Origin of the sequence: Kitasatospora sp. NPDC059327 (assembly GCF_042752535.1) — a bacterium.
Lineage (GTDB): Bacteria > Actinomycetota > Actinomycetes > Streptomycetales > Streptomycetaceae > Kitasatospora.
In genome coordinates, this window is the sequence record NZ_JBHYYB010000234.1 from 1 (window position 1) to 2,289 (window position 2,289).

The 2,289-nt window shown below is 73.4% G+C and carries 2 protein-coding genes; one reads left to right on the forward strand and one right to left on the reverse strand.

What is annotated here, in order from left to right; all coding sequences use genetic code 11:
* Positions 1 to 110: 110 nt before the first annotated feature.
* Complete coding sequence (locus ACFXHB_RS44635; protein WP_380582947.1) at positions 111 to 455, reverse strand: hypothetical protein; 345 nt, start codon at positions 453 to 455, stop codon at positions 111 to 113.
* Between the two features lie 593 nt (positions 456 to 1,048).
* Here ACFXHB_RS44635 and ACFXHB_RS44640 point away from each other — a divergent pair.
* Positions 1,049 to 1,447, forward strand: coding sequence for a hypothetical protein (locus ACFXHB_RS44640; protein ID WP_380582949.1), 399 nt, complete (start codon positions 1,049 to 1,051; stop codon positions 1,445 to 1,447).
* The last annotated feature ends 842 nt before the right edge of the window (positions 1,448 to 2,289 follow it).

Consider the following 2,289-nt stretch of genomic DNA (forward strand, 5'->3'; position numbering starts at 1 on the left):
CGTCCCCTCAGGAACCGACTCGATCCGGTGATCCGTCAGCGAGCTCATCAGTGACTCCCTTGATCAGGGTGTCCACCGAAATTCTGATACTCCCGCATTGACAGCCGGGGTCAGAGCCGCTTGAGGAGGGCACGGCGGGTGGGCTCGTGTGCGCGGGCGAGGGCCAGGAGCTCGCGGATGACCTCGGATTTGTCGAGCTGGGTGCGGTGGGTGTCGTCGCGCAGGTCGATGATCCACCGGTCGATCGCCGCGGCTTCGTCGCGCTCGACGCGGACGGTGAGGGCAACGGCGGTGCAGGTCTCGGGTTCAGGCCGCTTCCCGCCGCGGGTGCGGCCCGGGCGGGCAGGTCCGGGCACGGCGGGAACCTGCGGGGCGGCGCCCTGGTCGCCGGCCTCAAGCAGGCCGAGGCCGGGGGCGAGGGCGGGCTGTCCTGGGGGGACGGCACGCAGGGACATGGCGGCGCGGATGGTACGCGGGTACGGGCTCACGATCAGACAGCCTAGGACCGCGACGGCGCCGGGACCTTGAAACTCCGTGACCTGCTTGGCCCCGTGTCGCTCCGACGCCGTGGCGGGTGCCGGCACCGAAATGCTGCACGCCGTCACCCGGTCCGGCAGACGGGCGGGCCGGACAGCATGGATCGGGCGGAGAATTTCGCTGAGATTCGCAACCACCCACGCGTCCGGACGGGCCCGACGCATAGAGGCGCCCGCGCGTCCGCGTGAGAGGCCACCTCCCCGCAACGGGGGCGCGGCGGGCCGCGAGAGGGGTGTGGCAGCGTGGCCCGTCCCGGGAGAGGAGGCGTGCCGGCCGTAGCCTGTCCAGCCGGCCTCGGAACCTGTTTTCGATCCCTCGGGACCAGCCGGCTCGCTACGCTGATATCAGCCGGCCCGTGGGACGTGCCGGTGGGGACCGATACGAGAACGATCAAGGCTGAGTCGGTCCGACGATCGTGTTCGCCGGCCTCGGGGTGAAGGTCTTCGTGGAGACCGTGCGTGATCCGTCCGGCGATGGAGTGGCCGGGCCGGATCGGGGAAGGGGGCCGTTCGTGGAGATCATCAGCGGGTCCGGCCCGCGCAGGCCCTGGCCCGAGTTGACGCGCGACCACCGCCCCGTCCTGATCGTGCCGGCCGACCCCGGCCGCCCGCTGGTCCTCGAAGACGGCTGGGCCGACCGCGACGCCGCGCCCGCGACGGCCACCGGCCCGAATCCGGCCTGGTCAGCGGTCCTCGGCGGTTACCGACTGACCATCCACCGGCCCGGCGGCCGGGCCTGGTTCGACGACGAGATCGCCACCACCCGCGAGTGGAGGCGATCCGTCCTCGCGCACGGCACCCTGCTGCTGATCACCGGCCTGTTCACCAGCGTCTTCGACTTCCGGCCCGCCGCGGCGGCCGGCCGGCTCCTTCTCCTCAGCACCCCGGTCCGGCCCGCCGACGGCTCCTGAGCGTCGGCGGGGTGGTCAAGGACGCGGCCGGCCCCGGACGCAGGGGGCACCCCCTCCGAGGGGCTGGGCGGCGGCGCCCGCGAGGCCGCGGTGGTCCGGTGGGCCTGGTAGGCGGCCTCGGCGGCGCGGTCGGCGACGGCGTGTCGGGCTCGGGCCGGGCGCCGGCCGAGCGATCGCCGGGTCGGCGATCCGTTCCCTCCGCTCCCCGCCGCCCTGGTCGCCGGAGGCGGTGCGGGCGCACCAGCGGGCCTGGCTGGGGCGCTGCTGGCAGTCGGTGGCTGGGTGGGCCGGGGAGTTCGAGGGGCTGGACGAGAACGTCTTCGCCGGGGCCGCCCAGGAGGCCGTACCGGGCAGGACCCGGACGAGGCCGTCGACTGCCTGGTCCGCCTGCTCTTCACGCAGCTCGCCGAGTGGGACTGGGCGCGGCGGCGGGTGGTGGCCGCCGAGGAGGTGGGGGTGATCGGGGGTACGGCAGGTGCTGCTGGAGTCGGTGGTCCGCCAACATCACCGCGGGGCCGTCCAACCTTGGCGAGCACGCGTTCACCAGTGCTTTGACGTGCGGGAACGCGCGTTCCTTGATGGGCCGTCAAGGAGTGTCGGGCCGGCCGTCGAGGTGTGCGGGGTGTGCTTCCAAGGTTTCGGTCGGGAGTCTTGGAGACGGTGCCGGGCTCACCTTGGAAACCTCCCCGGAAGCCTTGGAAGGCCGGCCCGCTCACCTTGGAGACGCCCTGCGGCCGGCCACCAGGTTGTCGGGGAGGCGCGCGCCTTGATGGCCGTGGCCCTGGGGCATCAAGGCGCGCGGCCGGGAGTGTCAGGGTGGGCGGGGGGACCATGGTGGGGTT